Here is a 24,808-nt window from a genome sequence, read left to right on the forward strand (position 1 = left end):
TCGTGAAAATTCGTGGAATTCGTGGCAGAAAAAACCAACTACACTATAGCTTCATAAAAACATTACATTATTATTGATATTTAGAATAGAATTTAAGGACGGAAAGCTTCTTTTCGTTGAAATATTCTTCTATTGCTGATTTCAATCTATAATTATTCAATACTTTTACATTCACAAAAAAAATAAAAAACACAAAATGTCAGTAGCTAAAAAAGATTATAAAAGAATCACTACAAAGTCGTTAATCGAAATGAAAAGCAACGGAGAAAAAATTTCTATGCTTACGGCTTACGATTATACAATGGCAAAAATTGTTGATACTGCCGGAGTCGATGTGATTTTGGTTGGAGATTCAGCATCAAATGTCATGGCGGGTCATGAAACGACTTTGCCAATTACTTTAGACCAAATGATTTACCATGCATCTTCTGTAGTTCGCGCTATCGAAAGAGCTTTGGTTGTAGTTGATTTACCTTTTGGAAGTTATCAGTCTGACCCAAAAGAAGCGTTGCGTTCTGCCATCAGAATCATGAAAGAAAGCGGTGGACACGCAGTGAAACTGGAAGGTGGAAAAGAAATTAAAGAATCTATCAAAAAAATATTAAACGCAGGAATTCCTGTTATGGGACACTTGGGTTTAACACCACAATCTATCTATAAATTCGGAACTTACAGCGTTCGCGCCAAAGAGGAAGAAGAAGCAGAAAAACTAATCGAAGATGCTAAACTGCTTGAAAAAATTGGTTGTTTTGGAATCGTTTTAGAAAAAATTCCTGCTGAATTAGCTGAAAAAGTAGCTAAAAGTATTTCCATTCCGGTTATCGGAATTGGTGCGGGAGGCGGCGTTGACGGACAAGTTTTGGTTATTCACGACATGTTAGGAATGAATAATGAATTTAGCCCGCGTTTTTTACGTCGTTATTTAAATCTTTATCAGGAAATGACTTCTGCAATTGGTCAGTATGTGACGGATGTGAAATCTAGTGATTTTCCTAATGCTAATGAACAATACTAATTAGTTTTCAGTCTCAGTTTTAAGTATTCAGTTTCTCTCTAAAAAAAATTACCTTGTCTAATAAAATTATTTCAGATAAAAACAATCTTCAGGTTTTACACGAAGACAATCATATTATTGTAGTCAATAAACGTGTGGGCGATATTGTTCAAGGAGATAAAACAGGCGATAAACCCTTATCGGATGTTGTAAAGGAATACATTAAAGACAAATATAATAAACCTGGCGACGTGTTTTTGGGCGTGATTCATCGTCTGGATCGGCCTACAACCGGAATCGTGGTTTTTGCCAGAACAAGTAAAGCATTAACGCGAATGAACGAATTGTTCAGCAATCGCGAAACGCAAAAAACCTATTGGGCAGTTGTGAAGAATAAACCTCTGGAAACAACTGCCAAATTGGTTCATTATCTGAAAAGAAACGAAAAAAACAATACTTCAAAGGCACATTTAAAAGAAGTTCCCGATAGTAAAATTGCCAGTCTGGATTATACTGTTTTTAAAGAACTTCAGAATTATGTGGCGCTGGAAATCAACTTACATACGGGGCGTCATCATCAAATTCGCGCGCAATTAGCTGCGATTGGTTCTCCTATAAAAGGAGATTTAAAATATGGTTTTGACCGAAGTAATCCTGATGGCGGAATTCATCTTCATGCCAGAAAATTAGTTTTTGTACATCCGGTTTCAAAAGAAAATATTACTATAATTGCTCCTACTCCTGATGAAACCATTTGGAATGCCTTATGATTTTATGATTATTTTCTTATTTTTTTAAATTTTATCGATTAACTTGCAGGGACGAAAAAACAAGCTGATCGCAAAATGGACTATAAAAATGACATCGGATACCGAAAAGAAACGCTGAAAAAATTATTATATAACATTCAGAAAAGCGAAGATCTAATTGTAAAAGCTTTATATGATGATTTTAAAAAGCCTGAATTCGAAGCTGTTCTTACCGAAACTAATTACGTCATTTCGGAACTAAAAGACACGATTAAAAACATTCATAAATGGGCAAAACCCAAGCGCGTTTTTCCCTCACTTCTCAACTTTCCATCTACAGATTATATTTATAAGGAACCTTACGGAAAAGTTTTGGTTATTGCTCCGTGGAATTATCCTTTTCAATTGGCATTATGTCCGGTAATTTCTGCTGTTGCGGCAGGAAACAGAGTGGTTTTAAAACCTTCGGAACTTACGCCAAATACTTCTGCCATCATTGCAAAAATAATCGAAAAGGCTTTTCATATCAAACATGTCGAAGTGGTTCAGGGCGGTGCCGATGTTTCAACTCATTTATTGACCAAACGCTGGGATTATATTTTCTTTACAGGAAGTGTTGCTGTTGGAAAAATAGTGGCAAAAGCCGCTGCAGAAAACTTAACGCCAGTAACTTTGGAACTTGGCGGAAAAAATCCTTGTATTATTGATGAAAGTGCCGATTTGAAATTAGCAGCAAAACGAATTGTCTGGGGAAAATTCATCAACGCGGGTCAAACCTGTATTGCCCCCGATTATATTCTGATTCAGAAAAACATGAAGATCAATTTCATTAGTTTTCTGATGGAAGAAATCACAAAAGCGTATGGAAAAAAAATGGATAAATCACCAGATTTTGCCCGAATCATAAATACTAAAAACTGGCTGCGATTGGCGAATATGCTAGAATCTCAAAAAGTTGTTTTTGGAGGTCAAACAGATGCAAATAAATTTTATATTGCTCCAACGATTATCGAAGAACCAAGTTTGGATAGTCCTGTTATGAAAGAGGAAATTTTTGGTCCGATTTTGCCAATTCTCACTTATGAAACAGAAAATGAGATTAAAAATATTGTAAGCCGTTATGAGAAACCCCTTGCATTTTATATTTTTAGCGAAAATAAATCATTTGCCAAAAAATTAATCACAACTTACTCTTTTGGAGGCGGTTGCATCAATGACACAGTGGTACATTTTTCTAATAAAAGACTGCCTTTTGGCGGAGTTGGCCATAGTGGAATCGGTGCTTATCATGGTAAATTAAGCTTTGATATTTTCACACACCAAAAAGGAGTTGTCAAAAAAGGCAACTGGATTGATTTGCCTATGCGTTATGCGCCTTACAAAGATAAACTGGCTTCAATCAAACGTTTATTAGACTGGATATAAATACTACAAGAATTTCGTAATGTTTTTTAGATTTTTATAAGGATCTGATTAAAAATATTATATTTACGTCTCAATAATTAAATACCACAGATATAAAACAATTCTACTTTTAAAAAAATGAAATCTACACTTGATCAAATTGAGGACATTAAAAATAATGGCTATTCTCTGGACTTTTCTAATGTTTTTAACCATGCTTTTGAAAACTATAAAAAAATTGCGCTTTATGCCGGATTAATACTTTTGGTATTTTCAATTTTGGCTGTTTTTTTAGGCGGAGGACTTTTTGCAGCGATATACGGTGTACAATACTTCAACGAAGAATTCTTAAAAAATCTGCAAAACGAGCAAACTACAACTTATGTATTAGCAATATATAGCTTATCACTTGCATTTATTGCCGCTATATTTAGTCCGTTTACCGCTGGCTTTTTAAAAATGGCATATTGTGCTGACAGAGATGAAGAATTTAATGTTTCCACTATTTTTAGTTATTATACTTCACGTTATTTTGCACAGCTTTTTATTGCTGCATTATTAATATCGCTTACAAGCGGCTTAATTTCAGTTGCTTTTAATATGGCAGGAATTATTTTTGTCGACACTATTATCGCACTTGCCATAACTGTATTTACCTCATTAACAATACCTCTGATTATTTTTGGAAATTTAAACGCAGTAGATGCTATAAAATCAAGTATTATTTTAGTGAGCAAACAGCCATTTGTAATTATCCTTTTGCTTTTTGTAGGCGGCGTTGGTTCGGCTATTGGTTTTATAGGATGTTGTATTGGTATCGTATTTACAATTCCAATCACATACTCTATAAAATACGCTATATACAGTGCTATATTAAACATTGAAAACGACAATTCAATCGATTCTATCGGATCTGATTCAGAATAAATTGAAGTTTCTGATCAAAAAAGAGATTAACCTACTCTTTCAGAAAACTCTAAAATGCTATTACTAAACCAAACAGACCCCGAATACTATGGTAGTGAACTATAGTTTTTTAAACCCATCGATTTCAGGAATCGCCAGTTTTGGTGATGCCTTGAAATCGATTGTAACAAATTGGTTCGTTTTTAAATCTGATATTATTTTCTACAACAATCCTAAACTCATTATTTTAGGATTATCTCTCTTTGGTTTTTTAAGTTTATTGATTTATCAATTTTTCAGAATTAAAACTAAAATTGGCTATTTCATTGAAAAAAAACTCGAAAGCGAAACCGCACACCGGGAGTATCAATTGTACGCTTTGTTCTTTGGTATTGCAATTATAGTTATTGAAATCATCAACGAAATTTTCAAAATCCGGCCAAGGAGTTTATTATTCTTTAATGTAATTATTGGTATTTCGGTTTTATTGCTTTATTTGATTACTGATAAAATTAAATTTTTACGGGACAGAACTCAGAAAATTTTCATTTTTTTCTTCTTTATCTATATCTCTTATGTTGCCCGCAACATCATAGTTCTCCCAAATGATGTTATTCCAATTATTACTTTTTTACTCTCCTTTTTCTTCTCTTACAGCGTATTAAAACCCATAAAACTCTACTGGTCTTTTGTTGGAGCCGTATTTGCCTATTTATTTATCGCCGTAATTTTTCATTTGATTCCAATAAAATCATCCATTTTACTGATCAATTTCTGTATTATTATCTTCATCATTAATCATGTAAATTATGCGGTTTTATTGAACAATCGCGATAATTTCAGGTTTACAAACGAAATTGTTCACAAAGGAAATTCATTAACAATTGCCACAAATAAAAAAGGCGAAGTACTTTTTAGCAGCGAAACCATAACCACAATTTTAGGATATTCTCCGGATGAAGTTATGGCAATGGAATTTTGGAAACTTACCGAAGATCCGGAATTTATCAGAGAAAATTATCATAAAACCTATATAGACAATAAATTATATATTCGGAAATTAAAAAGTAAAAACGGCGAATTCAAATACATTCAATGGAAAGATAAAAAATTCTCGAACGACTTGATAATTAGTATTGGTCAGGATGTTACAGAACAAATTATTGTTCAGGATCAATATAAAAACCTAATTCAGACGGCAACAGATATTATTTTTGAAATTAATGTTGAAGGCTATTTTACTTTTATAAATGAGTTTGGATATTCGATTTTGGGTTATTCTGAAGACGAAGTGATTTCGCATCATTATTCTAATTTTATCCATGAAGATTACATCAAAAGTGCTGTTGATTTTTATGAAAATTTAGAGCGAAATGAATTGAATTATCCAACTGTCGAGATTCCGGTTATCAAGAAAAACGGCGAAGAATTATGGATTTCGCAAAAGGTAATTATCCGCAAAAATGATTTGGGAGAAATAAATGGCTACGCCGGAATTGCAAGGGATATTACGGAGATAAAAAATATCGAAAACGAGAAAAAAAGACGTCTCGAAAAAATCGAATCATACAATAATTCAACCAAAAAATTATCGACAACAGATTTTAGAGGTTACAGCGATCTGCAAACCGTAATCGATTATATAATTCAGGAAGCGTCAACGGTTTCTAAAACAAACCGGGTTAGTTTCTGGAAATATTCTAATGATACAATTACGTGCCGAAACTTATTTAGCCGTGACAATCAAAGTTTAAACGACAAAAATATTCTGGATAAAGAATCTTATCCTATTTATTTTGAAACCTTAAAAAGCAAAGCCATCATAAATGCTTCTGATGTATTCAACAAACTGGAAACCTCAGAATTTCAGCAAATTTATTTCATCAAAAATAAAATAAAATCGATGCTGGATGTTCCTATTTTTTTAAATGGACAATTGGCCGGAGTTGCCTGTTTTGAAAGTACCGAAGAAAAAAGAGAATGGGACAATGAGGATATAAATTATGCCAGAACAATTTCAGATGTGATTTCTTTGGCCATTTCATCTCAGATGAGGCTTAAAGCCGAGAAAAAACTACAGCTGAAAAGTGAACTCTTATCAGCATTGGCACTTTGTACCGAGAAGTTTCTATTGAGCAAAAGTCCGCAGAAAATGTTTCAGGAAACCTATGAAATTATTGGAAAAGCCTCAAAAGTAGACCACATTTTTTATTATGAAAAAGATTTTGAAACCAATACAATCAGCCAGAAATACAAATGGACACGAGAAGGAATTGAACGTCAAATAACTAAATTACAAAACTTTACAGAAGAAAATTTAAAAGAAATCATTTGGCATTCACAAAATAAAAAAGTTTTAAGCACCTTAACCAGAAATTTGGAAGATACTTACTTTAAAAATTTACTGGTAACAAATGAAATTAAATCAATTTTGATTTTGCCGTTGTATGCCAATAATGTTTTTTCAGGATTTATTGGTTTTGATGATTGTACACGGGAAAGAAAATGGTCTGATGATGAAATTTATATTTTTCAGACACTGGCTAATAATATTTCATCGGCGTTAGACCGAAATAGGAATCAGGCGAAGATTAAGGAAAGTGAAGACGCGATAAAAGCCAAAGAATTAGCAGAAGCCGCCAATAAATCTAAATCGGATTTCCTGGCCAATATGTCGCATGAAATCCGAACTCCGTTAAACGGAATTATTGGTTTCACACATTTGCTCATGAAAACAAATCTTGAAGAAATTCAGGAAAAATACATGACAACCATAAATCAATCGGCACATTCTTTACTTGAGATTATTAATGATATTCTGGACTTTTCTAAAATTGAGGCCGGAAAACTGGAGCTTTTTATTGATTTGTATGACATTCAGAAAATATTAGGACAGATATTCGATTTGATTATTTTTGAATCCAACCAAAAAAATCTGGATCTTGAATTAAATGTTGATCCAAATGTTCCAAAATATATCTGGACAGATATTGTGCGACTGAAACAGATTTTGATTAACCTTTTATCAAACGCCATAAAATTCACAAATGAAGGTTCTATAAAACTGAATGTTTCTGTAATTGAAGAAAAATCAGAAGAAAATTATATCCTGCGCTTTGCTGTAGTCGATACCGGAATTGGAATATTGGAACAAAATCAGAAGAAAATTTTTAAAGCTTTTTCTCAGGAAGATAGTTCTACAACGCGAAAATTTGGCGGAACAGGTTTAGGTCTTACTATTTCAAATCAGTTACTTGCCTTGATGGAAAGCCGTTTGCAGCTTGACAGTAAAATTAATGAAGGAAGTACTTTTTATTTTGATCTGAATTTGAATATCAGCCATAAAAGTATCAATGAAAAATATAAGGAGATTCTAAAAAACAGCAATCCTGAATATGCCTTAAGTTATTATTCTAATCAGAAAAAATTGAATATTCTGATTGTAGAAGATAATAAGGTAAACATGCTTCTTTTAAAAACCATTGTAAAAAACCTTAATTTAAATACTATCATTTTTGAATGTGAAAATGGTTATGAAGCTGTGAATCAAATTGAAAACATCAATCCGGATTTGGTTTTTATGGATATTCAAATGCCAATTATGAATGGTTACGAAGCTACAAAAGCAATTAGAAATACATTGAGAGGTAAAAATATTCCGATTATTGCGGTTACGGCCGGCGCAGAAAAAGAGGAAAGAAACAAATGTATTTCGGCCGGAATGAACGATTATATCTCAAAACCTATCATTCGCGGAACTGTTGAAGAAGCTTTATCCAAATGGATAAAATAATAAAGTTAATGATATTAATACAACATATTTTACAAAAAAATATATAAATTCGTACAACAAAATTTATAATAACTTTTAATATAATATACTATGAAATGGATAGGCTCAAGAGAAAGTGATAATGTTGAAGACAGAAGAGGTGTTTCTGGCGGAAAAATAGCCGCTGGGGGCGGAGTTATAGGTATAATTATTTTGTTATTAAATGTTTTTGGTGGTGAAACTGGTCAAACGGTAGGAAATGCATTAGAGCAAATGCAAGGCGGACAACAAACTGAAGCTGCTGCGCCTTTAAGTAAGGAAGAGGAAGAGATGGGACATTTTGTAAAAACTGTGGTAGCTAAAACAGAAGATACCTGGGATAAAATTTTTACAGAAAATGGAATGACTTATAAGAAACCAAAATTAGTGCTTTTTAAAGGTTCTGTTCAAACAGCTTGTGGCGGAGCATCTTCTGCATCCGGACCATTTTATTGCCCCGGAGATCAAATAGTATACATGGATCTAGATTTTTTTGAAGAACTTAAAACAAAATTTGGGGCCAAAGGTGGTGATTTTGCTATTGCATACGTTATTGCGCATGAAATTGGACATCACGTACAAACTTTACTAGGAACCTCTGCAAAAATGCGTGAGGAACAAGAAGGAAAAAGTGAGGCTGAAGCCAATAAACTTTCGGTTGCTTTAGAATTACAGGCTGATTTTTATGCAGGAGTTTGGGCTCACGATAATCAGCAATATTTGGAAGCTGGAGATATAGAAGAAGCTTTAAGTGCTGCAAATGCTGTTGGTGACGACGCAATTCAAAGTAAAATGAGCGGTCAGGTTGTTCCAGATTCATTTACCCACGGAACATCAGAACAAAGAATGTACTGGTTTAAAAAAGGTTTTAAAACCGGTGACATTAAACAAGGAACTACTTTTGAAGAAATTCGATAATACAACAAACCAAATATAATAAACCCACTAAAGCATGATTTAAACGTCATGCTTTTTTTGTGTTTTTTTGCGTTTTTTTTTGAACCATATAAGTGATATAAGTTCATTTAAACATAGCCAATGGTTTTAACCATTGGAACGCAATACATTTTCACAATGCATTTCTTCAATACATTTCTTCAATATATTTCTTCAATATATTTCTACAATATATTCTCACGACATTTCAAAATTCATAATCCGTGTGTCCCCGTGGTTGAAACCACGGGCTATAATGAAAATATGATTCCTTATAATGGCAATCAGGATTTGGAATTTGGAATTTAAAAAAATTGGAATTTCTATTTTTTGGGTACAAAAAAAGCCTTGAATTTCTTCAAGGCTTTAAATTTCTGGGTGGCTGACCGGGTTCGAACCGGCGACCCGCGGCACCACAAACCGCTACTCTAACCAGCTGAGCTACAACCACCATTTTGCTTAGCGGTTGCAAATATACAACTAATGTTTACTTCCGCAAATAAAAAATTGAAAAAATATTGAACTTTTTATATCAAATCTTCTAAGCTATTGACTGCCAAACATCTTTCGACAGTAAAACCTTCGGCAAAATCTCTGTTAACGAGCCTTCCTAAGTCCTGCGCACGGTAATTTAGGCTTTCCATGAAGTTTTTACTCGTAATAGGCGTTGCAGGTTCTTTTGAATTTGGATCATAAAACTGGGTTTTATATGCCATAACCGCTTCTACTTTCTTTTCTTCAAAACCTGTAATATCAACAACAAAATCCGGTTCTAAGTTTTTCCACTGAATATAATGATACACCACTTTTGGTCTCCAGGGTTTTTGCACTTCTCCATCAATCGAAGTTTCTATTTTCATTAATCCGGATAAAAAGCAAGCGTCAGAAACTAATTTACTTCCTTTTCCGTGATCAATATGGCGATCGTCGACTGCATTGCACAAAACGATTTCGGGTTGGTATTTACGAATCATTTTAATGACTTCTAACTGATGTTTTTCGTCATTAACAAAAAATCCGTCACGCATTTCTAAATTTTCGCGTACTGAAACGCCTAATATTTTTGCTGCCGCTTTTGCTTCTTCGTCTCTGGTTTCTGCTGTTCCGCGTGTGCCTAATTCTCCACGCGTTAAATCAACGATTCCAACTTTCTTTCCAAGTGATACTTCTTTTAAAATTGTTCCCGCACAACCCAATTCTACATCGTCCGGATGCGCACCAAAGGCTAATATATCTAATTTCATCTGCTTTTTTTGTTTCAAGTTTTTTTGTTTCAAGTTTCAAGTTCAGATTGCAGTCTCAGTATTCATTATACATTGCGACTGAGACTGAAAACTGAGACTGAATACTTCCTAACAGCTACTGCTCTTTTTTATATTCAAAACCCTTTTCATCGTCATGGATTTATTGACGCTTTCCTCCCATTCTTTTTCCGGAATACTTTCTTTGGTAATGCCGCATCCCATGTACAAAATGGCGCTTTTTTCTACAATCTGCATACTTCGCAAATTTACGAATAAATCAGAACTTGCGGTTTTATGCGCAAAACTGCTGTTGAGTTCGCCCAGGAAACCGGTGTAAAATGTTCGTTCGTAATTTTCGTTTTCAATAATAAATGCTTTTGCTTTTTTCTTTGGCAAACCACAAACTGCAGGAGTTGGATGCAAAGTATCTATAACTTCTTCCAGAGTTGAATTATCATTTAAAACTCCCGAAATATCGGTTTTAATATGCCAGATTGATCCCGCTTTTATACTGTACGGTTCTGTAACTACAACAGAATTGGCAACTTCACGCAATCTTTTTACAATAAAATCTGTAACATATTGCTGTTCGTCTTTTTCTTTTTGCTGCCACAGAATTTCTTCTTCCAAATTTGCTTTTTGAGTTCCGGCCAAAGCTGTCGTTTCAAAAACATTTCCGTTTGCTTTTAGCAATTGTTCCGGTGTTGCTCCCATCCAAAGTCCAATTTCGGGATGAAAGAAACAGTATGAAAAAGTGGTTGGATACAAATGAATCAAACGCTGAAAAGTGATTACAAAATCAAAATCAGTTAAATCTACTTTTTCGCTTCTGGATAAAACGACTTTTTTAAATTCCTCATTTTTAATGGCGTCAATTCCTTTTGCGACTAAATCTTCGTATTGCGTTTTAGCTTCGCTTTCGATATTTACATCATCAACTTCATTAAAATCAAATTTAATTTCCTTTTGCTCTGTACTTATAATTTTAGATTGTTTCTCCGGAATTAAAATCAGCTGTTTTTCATCAAAAGAGGCAAAAACAAATCCTTTTTCGCTGTAATCCGTAACCGTATATAAAGTATCATCTTGCTGTAAAAACGCAAAAATACTCGACGAATTAGGTTTAGAATAAATGACAAAAGGCAATTTCTGTTCCTGATGTTTTCGTATGGTAGAAAAAAAATCGTTCATAATTAGTTCGCTTTTTTATCTAAAACCATATTCGTCAGTTTGCAAAGCGAAATCAAATTTCCGGCTTCATCGGTAATTTTAATTTCCCATAAATGAAGACTTCTGCCTTTGTGAATGATGCGCGCTGTACCAAAAACCCAGCCCTCGCGAATGCTTTTCAGGTGATTTGCAGAGATTTCTATTCCGCGTACTTCTTGTTCTTTTGGGTTGATAAAAAAGAAAGAGGCGGCACTTCCCACACTTTCGGCCAAAGCAACCGAAGCGCCTCCGTGCAAAAGTCCCATTGGTTGATGAACGCTTGGATTTACAGGCATTTTAGCTACTAAAAAATCTTCGCCGGCATCAATATATTCGATTTTTAGCGTTTCCATCAAAGTGTTTTTAGTAAACTGATTGCAGCGCTCTAAGATTTGTTCTTTTGTGTAATTCATTAAAATGGACTTTAGAATCGTAAAATTAAAGAAAAGATGAGATACAAATTAGAAAATACAATTCTATTATTTCAAATCATCTTCAAACATGTAAGTTTTTTGTTATTTTTACCAAACGATAAAATATTTGCCACAGATTTCACAGATTAAAATTCATTCAAAAAGAATGGAAAAATCATTTAAATCTGTGAAATCTGTGGCCAAAAAATAACCTCATTCAAATGCGTCAATACTTTGTACTTTTCATTTTCGGAATAATTCTGGCTTTTAGTTCCTGCCGAACTGATTTTGATACCGTTGCCAGTTCCGGAGATTTAAAGTTTTCAAAAGACACCGTTTATCTGGATACTGTTTTTAAAAACATTGGTTCAAGCACGTATCAACTCAAAGTTTACAATAAAAGTAAAGACGATATTTCGATTCCGACAATTCAGTTAAAAAAAGGATTGAATTCTAAATACCGAATGACGGTGGATGGAATGAACGGAAACAACGGAAAAATTTTCAATAATGTTACGCTTTTAGCCAAAGACAGTTTGTATATTTTTATAGAAACTACGGCTGATATTACAGATGCAAATCCAACCGATTTTTTATATACCGATGAAATTCAGTTTGACAGCGGTGCCAATCTTCAGGAAGTGGCGCTGGTTACTTTAATTCAGGATGCTGTTTTTCTGTATCCAAAACAAAATGCTGACGGAACTAAAGAAAAAATTGAAATTGACGGAAAATCAGTTGATGGTTTTTATCTGGATGAAAATAATGCCGTAAACGGAAATGAGTTGGTTTTCAACAATCAGAAACCATATGTTATTTATGGTTTTGCAGGAGTTCCACAAAATAAAACCGTCACTTTTGAAGCCGGATCGAGAGTTCATTTTCATGCCAATTCAGGGCTTTTTGTAGACAATGATGCTTCACTTCAAATTAACGGAAATGTATCTACAACCAAAAATTTAGAAAACGAAGTTATTTTTGAAGGCGATCGTTTAGAACCTGAATATGCTGATGTTCCCGGACAATGGAATTCGGTTATTTTAGCAAAAGGAAGCACGAATCATTCTATCAATCATTTAACTTTAAAAAATGCAACGATTGGTTTAGATATCAAAAATGAAGACGCGACCACTTTTCAAATCAAGAACACACAAATTTACAATTGTGCCGAATATGGAATTCTGGCTCAAAATGCCCGCATTAATGGTGAAAACATCGTCATTAATTATTCAGGTTTGTCGAGTTTGTCTTGTGTTTATGGTGGAAATTACAGTTTTACGCATTGTACTTTTTACAACAATTGGCAAAGCAGTTCGCACTTTGCGGTTAACTTAAGTAATTCTCTGGCAGGTAAAACTCCGGAAACGAATCCGTTAACTCAGGCAACTTTCAACAACTGTATTATTTATGGTTCGAATACCAACGAATTCAATTTGAGCAAAAATACAGCTGCAGCTTTTGTATATCAATTAAACAATTGTTTACTAAAATTCAGCAGTTCATCATCAAATCCGGATTATCAGTTTAAAACAGATACCGAGCATTATAATAACATTATTCTAAATGAAAATCCTAAGTTTTATAATGTTAATGAGAATAAATTCAACATTGACAATACTTCTGCCGCTTTCGCGAAAGGAAATCCGATATATATAATTCCGTTAGATATTATTGGAGTTACGAGAACTTCTCCACCGGATTTGGGTGCTTATCAGAGTAAAGATTTTCCGAAATAATCTAAGATCGATGAAAGTAACATTTGCATTAATCATTTGTCATTTATTTTTTATTAATGTATTTGCTCAGAATACAAAAATGATTAAATGTGATTCTATATATAAAAACAAAGGAATTACAATAAAACTTATAAACTTCGAAACTGAAAAAGAAGGTTACGATGGTGAGAAAAATTCAATTTTAATCATTAATCAAAAGCTTAATAATAAAAATTCTGTCTTAATCAAAGATTCTATTTTTAGCCTCGTTCAACAAATTGAGTTTAAAGATTTTAATAATGACGGAATAAAAGATGTTTTGATTCAAAATATTTCTGATGTAAGAAGTAATTGGACTTATAATTTATATTTATACAACTCTAAAGCAAATAATTTTAAAAGAGTAATTGGTTTTGAAGAAATAAAAAATCCAAGTTACAATTTAAAATATAAGATTATTGAAAGCCATGTAGTTTCGGGGAAAAACTGGGCTGCATTTTATAAAATAAAAAATAACAAAGTAGTTGATTATAACATTGAAATAATTGACGATGGAAGTGCCAAATCTGAAAAAGAATACAGAAAAGCTATTCAAAGGATAACCACAATAAAATAAAATCCTCAACTTGGCATTTTTTTATTTTCAAAAAAAATAGACCCAATCTTTATCGAGCTTCTCGCGAAGATTTCTCCTTCGTCGAAATGACAAGATTGGAGAAAAACTTTGCGTCTTAGCGACTTTGCGAGATTATTTTAAATGAACTTACATCACTTATATGGTTCAAAAATCAACCCGTAAGAAAATATATCTAAATTTAAACATCACTTAACGCAACGTATTCATAAAAGTAGTAGATTTGGTACAATTATAAATTAAGTTTCTAATAATCAATTTATTGAAGACTTGATTTTAAACAATTTCAACCAAACCTTAAACTATTATTTTATGAAAAAAAGCTACTCATTCTTATTATTGCTATGTTTTGCGGTCAGTTTTGGCCAGATTCCAAGTGGTTATTACAACACCGCAACCGGAACAGGTTATACTTTAAAAACACAATTATACAACATCATCAAAGGTCATACAGATAATGGGTATGCAGGTTTGTATACGACGTATCAAACTTCGGATGTTGATAATTTCTACGAAAACGACGGAACTGTTCTTGACATGTATTCTGAAAATCCATCGGGAACAGATCCTTATAATTATACAACCGGAACGACACAACGTTGTGGAAATTACTCTGTAGAAGGCGATTGCTACAACAGAGAGCACATCATTCCGCAATCAGTATTTAATGAGCAGTCGCCAATGGTTGCCGATGCTCATTTTATTACACCAACAGACGGAAAAGTAAACGGAATGCGTTCTAATTATCCACACGGAACGGTAAGTTCTACAACTTATACTTCTCAAAACGGCAGCAAATTGGGATCAAGTTCTGTATCCGGATATTCAGGAACTGTTTTTGAGCCCGTAAATGCTTTTAAAGGTGATATTGCCAGAATGTATTTTTATTTTGCAACGCGCTATGAAAATACGGTTGCTGGATATTCATACGCTATGTTTGACGGTTCCAGCAACAAAGTTTTTACAACAGCTTTTTTAAATGTTCTTTTAGCATGGCATGCGCAAGATCCTGTAAGTGCGAGAGAAATCGCCAGAAACAATGCCGTTTATGGACGTCAAAACAATAGAAATCCCTATATCGATCATCCGGAATATGTGAATCAAATTTGGGGTGGCACTGCGCCGTCTGGAGATACTCAGGCACCAACTGCGCCGACAAGTTTGGCTTCAACAACAAAAACTTCCACTTCGATTACTGTTGCCTGGAATGCTTCTACAGATAATGTTGCCGTTACCGCTTATGATGTTTATGCGAATAGCGTTTTAAAAACAACGGTTTCGGGAACATCTGCAACGATTACCGGTTTAACAGCTTCTACCAGTTATTCAATTTATGTAAAAGCTAAAGATGCTGCCGGAAATACTTCTGCATCAAGCAGCACAATTGCCGTGACGACAAACAGCAGCGGAACTGGTGGAACTGCAACAGACCTGCTTTTCTCTGAATATATTGAAGGCTCAGGAAATAATAAGGCGCTTGAAATTGCCAATAATACCGGAAGTTCTGTGAGTTTATCGGCTTACACAATTAAAAAACAAACCAATGGTGCCGGTTCCTGGAGCACAGGTTTAGCCCTGAGCGGAACTTTAACTACGGGAAGTAAGTTTGTAATTGTAAACAGTTCCATTTCTTCAACTTGTTATTCTACAAGCGCAGCCAATATTTCAACTTCAGGAACTGAGCTGATGTTTAACGGAAATGATGCTGTAGGTTTATTCAAGAATGGTGTTTTGATTGACATCATCGGAACTTTTAATGGCGGAACTGCGAATTTTGCGGTTGATGTTACTTTAAGAAGAAAATCGACTGTAACGGCTCCATCAACAACTTTTAATTTAAGCTCTCAATGGGATTCGTACACGACGGATACTTGTAATAATCTCGCAAGCAAAATTGCAAGACCAATCGAAGAAGAAATTGCAGATTCTGATGAAATCATCATTTATCCAAACCCTTCTGATGGAAACTTCTATGTTGGTTTTGATAATTTAGAAACTACATATTCAATCGAAATTATTTCATTTGCCGGTCAAAAAGTTTTCGAAAAACAAAATACTACTGATCCTGCAATTGCCGTAAGTCATTTGGCAAAAGGAATTTATATTGTTCAGATTATTACAGATTCAAAAACAATAGTTAAAAAGATAATTATCAATTAATTAAATTACATCTTACTTTATTGAAAAGCGGCAAATTTTGTCGCTTTTTTTGTTTTACCATATAAGTTATATAAGATAATTTAAGTTTAGTACTAACTTTAAATGCAAAGCTTTTTTAGCCAAGGCCAAAGATTAAGAGATTTCTTGAATTGCCTCCAGCTTTAGCTGGAGATTTAAGAATAAAATTAAAAGGCTTTAGCCGAACTATATTAGTTTGGCTAAAGCCCTTTCATTTGATATTTTTTCATCCAGCTAAAGCTGGACGCTATTCAATAAAACTTTCGATTAAAAACAATTATTTGCAAAAAAAATTGCATACAATTAACACGCATTACTGTGCAGAATTAAAATTTAGTTTTTCACGCAGATTTTGCAGATAAGGCAGATAAAAACTAATTATATAGATTTACGCAGATTTAACAATCAAAAATAAATCTGCTCAATCTTCCAAATCTGCGTGAAACAAAAAAAAATTTGCGCCTTCGTGCCTTTGTGGCAAAAAGTTCAAAAGAGTTGGTTTCCAAATTTGCGCTTACTATTTATTTACACTAAATTTGCACCTCAATACAACAAACTACACAAAACAATGATCCATTTCTTTGAAAACCAAAGCAAAACTGTTTTTGCCGTACAAACGCAAAACGAAATTTCAGCTCAAGACATTTCAAAACTAAACTGGCTTTTTGCCAACTCTAATAAGATCGAAAAATCCGCGCTGTCGGATTTTTTTGTTGGTCCCCGCGCCACAATGATCACGCCTTGGAGTACAAACGCTGTAGAAATCACCCAAAATATGGGTATTCCGGGCATTATCAGAATTGAAGAATTTTTTCCTGCAACGGAAGATTTCAATGATTTTGATCCAATGCTTTTTCAGAAATTCAATCAATTGGATCAGGAAATTTTCACGATTAACATTCAGCCGGAACCAATTCTGGAAATCGATGATATTGCCACTTATAACAAAGTTGAAGGTTTGGCTTTAAGCCAGGAAGAAGTTGATTATTTAGATAATCTTGCCGTAAAACTGGGACGAAAGTTAACAGATTCTGAGATTTTTGCTTTCTCGCAAGCAAATTCAGAACACTGTCGTCACAAGATTTTCAACGGAACTTTTGTAATCGATGGTGAAGAAAAAGAAACGTCTCTTTTCAAATTAATCAAAAAAACATCACAGGAAAATCCTAACGATATAGTTTCTGCTTACAAAGACAACGTTGCTTTTGTAAAAGGACCAAAAGTGCAGCAGTTTGCACCAAAAACAGCTGACAAACCTGATTTTTATGAAGTAAAAGAATTTGATTCGGTTATTTCATTAAAAGCAGAAACACACAATTTCCCAACAACGGTTGAGCCTTTTAACGGCGCTGCAACAGGATCTGGAGGAGAAATTCGTGACCGTTTAGCGGGAGGACAAGGTTCGTTGCCATTAGCAGGAACTGCAGTTTACATGACTTCTTATTCTCGTTTGAATGATGACAGAAAATGGGAAAATGCTGTTGAAGAAAGAAAATGGCTGTACCAAACACCAATGGATATTTTGATCAAAGCTTCAAATGGAGCTTCTGATTTTGGAAATAAATTTGGGCAACCGCTTATTACAGGTTCGGTTTTAACTTTTGAACATTCAGAAAACGACCGTAAAATTGGTTACGATAAAGTAATCATGCAAGCGGGTGGAATTGGTTACGGAAAATTAGATCAATCGATAAAAAAGAAACCACAAGAAGGCGATAAAATCGTAATCTTAGGTGGAGAAAATTATAGAATCGGGATGGGTGGAGCTGCGGTTTCATCAGCAGATACTGGCGCTTTTGGTTCAGGAATTGAGTTAAATGCGATTCAGCGTTCTAATCCTGAAATGCAAAAACGTGCTGCCAATGCCATTCGAGGTTTGGTAGAAAGCGATCACAACCCAATTGTTTCTATTCACGATCACGGTGCTGGAGGACACTTAAACTGTCTTTCTGAATTGGTGGAAGAAACGGGTGGATTAATCGATTTGGATAAATTGCCTGTTGGAGATCCAACACTTTCTGCAAAAGAAATTATTGGTAACGAATCTCAAGAAAGAATGGGATTGGTTATTGGTCAAAAAGATATTGATACTTTACAAAGAATTGCCGACAGAGAGCGTTCGCCAATGTATCAGGTTGGAGATGTAACGGGAGATCACCGTTTTACATTCGAATCAAAATCAAATGGTTCAAAACCGATGGATTATGCTTTAGAAGATTTCTTTGGAAGTTCTCCTAAAACGGTTATGACCGATAAAACGATCGATAGAAAATATGATGCTGTAACTTATGACAAAGCAGATTTCGAAAAATATTTACAAGATGTTTTACGCTTAGAAGCAGTTGCTTCAAAAGACTGGTTAACTAATAAAGTGGACCGTTGTGTGGGCGGAAAAGTTGCGAAACAACAAAATGCAGGTCCGTTACAATTACCATTGAATAATGTTGGGGTTATGGCTTTGGATTATTTAGGTAAAGAAGGAATCGCAACTTCTATTGGCCACGCTCCTATTGCGGCGTTGATTGATCCGGTTGCGGGTTCTAGAAATGCTATTGGCGAATCGTTATCAAACATTATCTGGGCGCCAATTAAAGATGGTTTAAAAGGAATTTCACTTTCTGCAAACTGGATGTGGGCTTGTAAAAACGAAGGTGAAGACGCTCGTTTGTACGCTGCTGTTGAAGGTTGTTCAGAATTTGCAATCGAATTGGGAATCAATATTCCGACAGGAAAAGATTCACTTTCGATGAAACAAAAATATCCAAATGATGAAGTAATCGCGCCGGGAACGGTAATTATTTCGGCTGGAGGAAACTGTACAGATATTAGAAAAGTAGTAGAACCGGTTTTACAGAAAAACGGAGATTCTATTTATTATATCAATTTGTCTCAGGATGATTTCAAATTAGGAGGTTCGTCTTTTGCACAAATCAGAAACACAATCGGAAACGAAACTTCTACTATAAAAGATGCTTCTTTCTTCAAAAATGCTTTTAATACGATTCAGGAATTAATCGGTGAAAACCAAATTTTAGCCGGTCACGATATCGGAAGCGGTGGTTTAATTACGACTCTTTTAGAATTGTGTTTTGCAGATGTAAACTTGGGTGCTAAAATTGATTTCAGTGCTTTCGCGGAAAAAGATTTATTGAAAATTCTTTTTGCAGAAAACATCGGAATTGTATTTCAGGCAAAATCTGATGCAGCGGTTGAAGCTAAATTAAAAGCTAATAATATCGAATTCTTCAAAATTGGTTCAGTACAAAGCAAACCAAGTTTGGAATTTGGAATTTACAATTTGGATATTGCGAAGTACAGAGATGTTTGGTTTGAAACTTCTTATTTATTAGATCAAAAACAATCTAAAAACGGAACTGCGAAAGCACGTTTTGAAAATTATAAAAATCAGGTTTTAGAGTATACTTTCCCAGCTCACTTTACCGGAAAAGCACCTGTAATTGATGCTTCGAAACCAAGGCCAAAAGCAGCAATTATTCGTGAAAAAGGAAGTAATTCTGAGCGTGAAATGGCAAATGCGATGTACTTAGCCGGTTTTGACGTAAAAGATGTTCACATGACCGATTTAATTTCAGGTCGTGAAACGCTTGAAGATATTCAGTTTATCGGAGCTGTTGGAGGATTCTCTAACTCAGATGTTTTAGGTTCTGCAAAAGGTTGGGCCGGCGCTTTCTTATACAATGAAAAAGCAAAAACAGCTTTGGATAATTTCTTCAAAAGAGAAGATACTTTATCTGTTGGAATCTGTAACGGATGCCAGTTGTTTATGGAATTGGAAGTGATTAATCCGGAGCATGAAGTTCACGGAAAAATGCTTCATAACGACAGCCAGAAACACGAAAGTATTTTTACTTCTGTAAAAGTTCAGGAAAATAATTCGGTTATGTTATCGACTTTGGCCGGAACTACTTTGGGAGTTTGGGTTTCTCACGGTGAAGGAAAATTCAATTTACCAATGGGCGAAGAAAACTACAACATTGTGTCTAAATATGCTTATGAAGGATATCCTGCAAATCCAAATGGTTCTCATTACGATGTAGCCATGATGTGTGACAAAACAGGAAGACATTTGGTGACAATGCCTCATATTGAGCGTTCTACTTTTCAATGGAACTGGGCGCATTATCCAAAAGACAGAAATGACGAGTTTACGCCTTGGCACGAAGCTTTTATCAACGCCAGAAAATGGATTGAGAAAAACTAAAAAATATATTTTATTATTAAAACGCCCGAATTTATCGGGCGTTTTTTTTGCCACTAATTACACGAATCTTCACGAATTAATTTTTTAATTGTCTGCTGGCGGCAAGCAAATGAGTAACTTTTAAAATCATTTTAATCCTTTAATCTGTGGCTATTTTTTAAAGCAACAAATAATAAATTCGTGAAAATTCGTGAAATTCGCGGCAAACAAAAAACAAAAATGCCTCAGCACTATCCCTATTAGCTGAGGCATTTTTTTTTTAAACCTTTACGAAGTGACTCTTGCACTTGACACACTTAAAGCAAACAACCCTGAAGCGATCGCATTTCCCCAAAAAATTGATTCTCCACGATGGCATTGCTAAACAATATATCTCCCGCAACTTCGGCCGGGTTCTGCATCTGCATGCGATTTTTTTTAAAGCAATTTATATTAATATGAGCATTTGGTTCCACACAAATCCATTACCATATAAAAGCAGTTTTAATCCTGCTCATTTGCTTTTGCGCCTACAATTTTTGATTTGGTAAAAGTAGGGTATGAATTAAAAAACCTATAAGGGAATTGCCTGTTTCTTAAAGGGGAAAAACACCCTTTTTTTATTTCATCTCAGGAAAACCGCCTTTGAGAACTTATAATCTGCATAATTGGCAAAAATGATAAGTAAATCAGATAGTTATTCAATAAAACTATTCAGAAAATAAAAAGTTAAAAAAAGTTTCCCATATTTATTTCCGATTTATTTTTCTATTGAAATTTGAACTATATTCGCCAAAAAGTTCCTGCCACAAAACTTTTTTACGCAACCCAAAAACATTAAAACCTACATACAATGAAAATTTTTAAAGTGTTTCTTTTTGCCTTATTTTTTATTGCAACCCAATCACATTCACAAAATCAGATTGATATAATTAATTATAAAAATAAAGAGCGTTACATTACTACGACGCTTAATTATCCTATTCAGGGAACGTATTTGCCAATAGGTCAAAAGGCGCCAAGTACGGTATTAAACCCTGATGGATCGGGCGTTATCCAGAATGATGATTTAAGCAAAAGCAAAATCAACTGGGGAATTGAATGTACCGAAGAAGGTGTGCCGATCTTTAAAGAAGGTTTTAACAGCGCTTCGTATACTTTTTGGTACAGAGTTACCGATAGCGAAGAATGGAATTACACACAGCTTTCCATCCATTTTGCCAAGAAAAGAATGTTCCTGATGGGAGAAAGAGTTAAGGAATACGAAGATTACAACGTGCAATAATAGTGAATCAAAATAAACATTTCTTGCTTTTTTCTAAATTTTACTACAAAAAAGAAAACGTTTTCGTTGATTTTCAATAGTACCTATAATTTTTCCCATAAAATTTCATAAAAATAAAAATTGTACCTTATTTTTATTTAATTTGCAGTAAAATTCAATATATTAAACATGGTTTCAATCACACGCCTTTTTGATTTTCCTTATTATCAACAAGAAACTTACAATCTTCCGGTTGCTTTGGCAACGAAAAAAAACGGAGTTTGGGAAAAAACATCCAGCCAGGAATATATTGCAAAAGCTAATGCCGTTTCAAGAGCATTACTGCGTATGGGCGTTCAGAAAGATGACAAAATTGCTTTAATTACTTCTAATAATCGTACAGAGTGGAATATCATGGATATTGGTATTCTGCAAACCGGGGCGCAAAACGTTCCTATTTATCCAACAATTGCCGAAGAAGATTACGAATATATATTAAACCACAGCGGCAGTATTTACTGTTTTGTTTCGGATAGCGAAGTATTGCAAAAAGTAAACGCTATAAAAGCGAATGTACCCACTTTAAAAGAAGTCTATTCTTTTGATGAAATCGCAGGCTGCAAACACTGGACAGAATTATTGACTTTAGGCCAGGACGAAAGCAATCAGGCTGAAATTGAAGCTAAAAAAGACGCTATCAAAGAAGATGATTTAGCGACAATAATCTACACATCCGGAACTACCGGAAAACCAAAAGGAGTTATGCTGTCTCACAAAAACATCGTTTCGAATGTTTTGGACAGCGCACCAAGAATTCCGTTTGATGCAGGAAAAAGTACCGCTTTGAGCTTCTTGCCTATTTGCCATATTTTTGAAAGAATGATTTTGTACATCTATCAATATTATGGTGTTTCGGTTTATTTTGGAGAATCTATTGATAAAATTAGTGATAACTTAAAAGAAGTGCAGCCAACTGTAATTACAGCGGTACCAAGGCTTCTTGAAAAAGTGTATGATAAAATTTATGCAAAAGGCGGCGAATTAACCGGCATTAAGAAAAAACTATTTTTCTGGGCTATCGATTTAGGATTGAAATATGAGCCTTACGGAGCCAATGGTTTCTGGTATGAATTTCAGCTGAAAATTGCCCGCAAACTTATTTTCAGTAAATGGAAAGAAGGTTTGGGTGGAAAATTAGATTTAATGGTTTCCGGAAGTGCTGCTTTACAGCCACGTTTAACAAGGGTTTTTGCTGCTGCAGAAATTCCGGTTATGGAAGGTTACGGATTATCTGAAACATCGCCGGTAATTGCCGTAAACGATCAGAGAAATAAAGGTTTCAAAATAGGAACTGTTGGAAAAGTTATCCGCAATGTTGAAGTAAAAATTGCTCAGGATGGCGAAATTCTTTGTAAAGGACCAAACGTAATGTTGGGTTATTATAAAGATCCTGAAAAAACTGCAGAAGCTTTACAGGACGGTTATTTCCACACGGGAGATATTGGTGAAATTGACAGCGAAGGTTTCCTTAAAATTACCGACCGTAAGAAAGAAATGTTCAAGACTTCGGGCGGAAAATATATTGCACCTCAGCTTATTGAAAACGCCATGAAACAATCTCGTTTTATTGAGCAGATTATGGTAATTGGTGAGGGCGAAAAAATGCCGGCCGCTTTTATTCAGCCAAATTTTGATTTTGTAAAAGAATGGGCAAAACTTCATAAAATTACTTTGGGAAGTTCTAACAAAGAAATTGCTGAAAATCCTGAAGTCATTAAACGTATTGATACTGAAATTGAGGAAATCAACAAAAAATTTGGACACTGGGAACAAATCAAACGTTTTGAACTTACTCCGGATGTTTGGTCTATCGATGGCGGACAATTGACTCCTACTTTAAAATTGAAACGTAAGATCGTTAAAGAAATTTACAAAGATCTTTACGCTAAAATATATGGTCAAAATTAAATAAATCAAAATAATACAAACCAACGGAAAACGGCTGTCAATTGACAGCCGTTTTTTTTTAATTACTTCACGAAGATTTCCTTCAATTGTGTAATGACGTTTCCACCGCCTGAAATTGTGATTTCTCCAATTTTGTCAGCGATTTTCTCCACGTATTCCATTTCTTTCAATTTCCACAACATTTCGTTTTCTTCCATCAGCTTTGCTGTGTTTAGCAAACTTCTTGTTGCAGCGGTTTCTTCTCTTCTCATAATGCTGTTGGCCTGCGCTTTTTTCTCGGCAACCAAAACCTGATTCATGATTTCTTTCATATCTCCAGGCAAGATCACGTCACGAATTCCGGCATCAGAAATCACTAAACCTAACTCGTTGATCTTAGTTGTTACTTCTGCCAAAACAGCTTCGGCAATAGCGTCTTTTTTAGCCAGCAATTCGTCTAAAGTCAATCCGCCTACAAAAGCTCTTAAAGCCAGTTGCATGGCAACATACAATTGTTTTTCAAAGTCTTTGTTATCCACCACCGCTTTCATAATATCAACAACCTGGTATCTTACAAAAAAGTTGATCCTCAATCCGGCTTTATCTTTGGTCAACAATTCCTGACCTGAAATTTCTACTTGTTGTTGTCTGGCATCAACCGTTTTAACTTCGATTGTAATCGAATTGTTCCAAAAATAATGAGTTCCGGCTTTTAATTCTTTTACAAAAGTTCCGTTTACAAACAACAAAGCTTTGTCGTTGCTTGACACCATAAATTTTCTTGTAAAAAGTCTCATTCTTGCATTTTCCAATAGATTTACCGAAATCTTTTCGGTGATATCAATTTTAGAAAGATCTGCTTTTACAAATTCATTTTTTACAACTCCTCTCCAAAAAGCATATCTTCCTGCAGTTAAAACTTCTTTAAAATTACCGTTTACAAACTGCAAAACAATTTCATTATCGGCAACCTCAACAACTTCCAGAATAGAAGCCAATACTTCGTTTTCCAACAAAATATTCAACTCATATGGCGCCTGAAATGCTGCATTCATATCGTAAATCATTACATTTTTGTTTCCAAAAATCCAGTGTAAACCTTCTTCTAATACGTTAACTAATTTTCTGTTTTCGAATACCAAACCTACTTGGTACGCTTCGATTTTAATTCTCTTAATCATGTTTTCTTTTGTTTTTTTAGTT

Annotated in this window: 17 protein-coding genes and 1 tRNA gene; 13 read left to right on the forward strand and 5 right to left on the reverse strand. The window is 34.4% G+C overall.

The features are described from left to right. Positions 1–196: 196 nt before the first annotated feature. The 7 genes from panB (at position 197) to AC3QL1_RS20275 (ending at position 9,109) form a co-directional block, all read left to right on the forward strand. Entirely contained in the window at positions 197–1,015 is an 819-nt protein-coding gene (gene panB, locus AC3QL1_RS20245) for a 3-methyl-2-oxobutanoate hydroxymethyltransferase (protein ID WP_492493939.1), read from the forward strand. A gap of 53 nt (positions 1,016–1,068) precedes the next feature. Beyond that, positions 1,069–1,764: an RluA family pseudouridine synthase gene (locus tag AC3QL1_RS20250; RefSeq protein WP_492493940.1), complete on the forward strand. Its 696-nt coding sequence runs from the start codon at positions 1,069–1,071 to the stop codon at positions 1,762–1,764. A gap of 75 nt (positions 1,765–1,839) precedes the next feature. Beyond that, complete coding sequence (locus AC3QL1_RS20255; RefSeq protein ID WP_492493941.1) at positions 1,840–3,168, forward strand: aldehyde dehydrogenase; 1,329 nt, start codon at positions 1,840–1,842, stop codon at positions 3,166–3,168. 117 nt (positions 3,169–3,285) lie between these two features. Then, complete coding sequence (locus tag AC3QL1_RS20260; RefSeq protein ID WP_492493942.1) at positions 3,286–4,074, forward strand: DUF2189 domain-containing protein; 789 nt, start codon at positions 3,286–3,288, stop codon at positions 4,072–4,074. Between the two features lie 88 nt (positions 4,075–4,162). Next, positions 4,163–7,846, forward strand: a complete 3,684-nt coding sequence (locus tag AC3QL1_RS20265; protein ID WP_492493943.1) for a response regulator — start codon at positions 4,163–4,165, stop codon at positions 7,844–7,846. Between the two features lie 90 nt (positions 7,847–7,936). Further along, positions 7,937–8,782 (forward strand): KPN_02809 family neutral zinc metallopeptidase, encoded by an 846-nt coding sequence (gene ypfJ, locus AC3QL1_RS20270; protein WP_492493944.1) that lies wholly within the window; start codon positions 7,937–7,939, stop codon positions 8,780–8,782. Between the two features lie 120 nt (positions 8,783–8,902). Next, the gene (locus AC3QL1_RS20275; RefSeq protein ID WP_492493945.1) at positions 8,903–9,109 is read left to right on the forward strand and encodes a hypothetical protein; all 207 of its coding nucleotides are present in this window, start codon (positions 8,903–8,905) and stop codon (positions 9,107–9,109) included. 68 nt (positions 9,110–9,177) lie between these two features. On the opposite strand, the gene AC3QL1_RS20280 is transcribed toward AC3QL1_RS20275, so the two are convergent. From AC3QL1_RS20280 to AC3QL1_RS20295, 4 genes are all read right to left on the reverse strand, one after another. After that, a tRNA-His gene (locus AC3QL1_RS20280) sits at positions 9,178–9,251 on the reverse strand. Positions 9,252–9,327: 76 nt separating this feature from the next. Beyond that, positions 9,328–10,044 (reverse strand): bacillithiol biosynthesis deacetylase BshB1, encoded by a 717-nt coding sequence (gene bshB1 / locus AC3QL1_RS20285; RefSeq protein WP_492493946.1) that lies wholly within the window; start codon positions 10,042–10,044, stop codon positions 9,328–9,330. A gap of 108 nt (positions 10,045–10,152) precedes the next feature. Then, complete coding sequence (locus tag AC3QL1_RS20290; protein WP_492493947.1) at positions 10,153–11,235, reverse strand: chorismate-binding protein; 1,083 nt, start codon at positions 11,233–11,235, stop codon at positions 10,153–10,155. A gap of 2 nt (positions 11,236–11,237) precedes the next feature. After that, entirely contained in the window at positions 11,238–11,666 is a 429-nt protein-coding gene (locus AC3QL1_RS20295) for a PaaI family thioesterase (RefSeq protein WP_302097002.1), read from the reverse strand. A 221-nt stretch (positions 11,667–11,887) separates the two neighbouring features. Here AC3QL1_RS20295 and AC3QL1_RS20300 point away from each other — a divergent pair, with 221 nt between their 5' ends. The 6 genes from AC3QL1_RS20300 (at position 11,888) to AC3QL1_RS20325 (ending at position 23,626) form a co-directional block, all read left to right on the forward strand. After that, the gene (locus AC3QL1_RS20300) at positions 11,888–13,402 is read left to right on the forward strand and encodes a hypothetical protein (protein ID WP_492493948.1); all 1,515 of its coding nucleotides are present in this window, start codon (positions 11,888–11,890) and stop codon (positions 13,400–13,402) included. A gap of 10 nt (positions 13,403–13,412) precedes the next feature. Then, a complete protein-coding gene (locus AC3QL1_RS20305) occupies positions 13,413–13,997 on the forward strand; it encodes an XAC2610-related protein (RefSeq protein ID WP_492493949.1) in 585 nt (194 codons plus the stop codon). Between the two features lie 330 nt (positions 13,998–14,327). Then, entirely contained in the window at positions 14,328–16,175 is a 1,848-nt protein-coding gene (locus AC3QL1_RS20310; protein ID WP_492493950.1) for an endonuclease, read from the forward strand. A 586-nt stretch (positions 16,176–16,761) separates the two neighbouring features. Further along, positions 16,762–20,415: a phosphoribosylformylglycinamidine synthase gene (gene purL / locus AC3QL1_RS20315; RefSeq protein WP_492493951.1), complete on the forward strand. Its 3,654-nt coding sequence runs from the start codon at positions 16,762–16,764 to the stop codon at positions 20,413–20,415. 832 nt (positions 20,416–21,247) lie between these two features. Continuing rightward, a complete protein-coding gene (locus tag AC3QL1_RS20320) occupies positions 21,248–21,679 on the forward strand; it encodes a hypothetical protein (protein ID WP_492493952.1) in 432 nt (143 codons plus the stop codon). Between the two features lie 168 nt (positions 21,680–21,847). Then, positions 21,848–23,626 carry an AMP-dependent synthetase/ligase gene (locus AC3QL1_RS20325; protein ID WP_492493953.1) on the forward strand — a complete coding sequence of 593 codons (1,779 nt, stop codon included), beginning with the start codon at positions 21,848–21,850 and terminating at the stop codon, positions 23,624–23,626. A gap of 62 nt (positions 23,627–23,688) precedes the next feature. On the opposite strand, the gene AC3QL1_RS20330 is transcribed toward AC3QL1_RS20325, so the two are convergent. Continuing rightward, a complete protein-coding gene (locus AC3QL1_RS20330; protein WP_492493954.1) occupies positions 23,689–24,786 on the reverse strand; it encodes a slipin family protein in 1,098 nt (365 codons plus the stop codon). Positions 24,787–24,808 lie beyond the last annotated feature (22 nt).

The sequence above is a fragment of the Flavobacterium sp. GW823-FHT04A11 genome (genome assembly GCF_058796535.1).